This window comes from Methylobacterium sp. A54F, from assembly GCF_053346035.1.
The window spans coordinates 1-300 of the sequence record NZ_JBKFBF010000151.1 but is presented as its reverse complement, the minus strand read 5'-3'; the positions used below and the strand labels follow the sequence as shown (position 1 = coordinate 300).

Here is a 300-nt window from a genome sequence, read left to right as displayed (position 1 = left end):
GGCCCGCCTCCGCACCCGCGGGGGCGGCGGATCGCCCGCTTGCACGCTTGGAGTTTGGAGCCTTGGCGAACACCGTGGCCACCACCGCTGCCGCCCCCGCCGAGGGCACCCGGCGCGGCTTCTTCTTCCTCGCCACGGGCGCGGGCCTCGCGGTCGGGGCCGGCGCGGTCGCCTGGCCGTTCGACGCCTCGATGGCGCCCGACGCCGCGGTGAACGCGGCCGGCGCCCCGATCGAGGTGGACCTCGCCCCGATCCAGGACGGCCAGATCATCAACGTGTTCTGGCGCGGCAAGCTGATCT

Annotated in this window: 1 protein-coding gene; it reads left to right on the top strand. The window is 75.3% G+C overall.

The annotated features are described in order from the left end of the window. Window positions 1–62 precede the first annotated feature (62 nt). On the top strand, window positions 63–300 hold a 238-nt coding region (locus ACLBXP_RS25735; protein ID WP_447670643.1), incomplete at its 3' end, for a ubiquinol-cytochrome c reductase iron-sulfur subunit N-terminal domain-containing protein.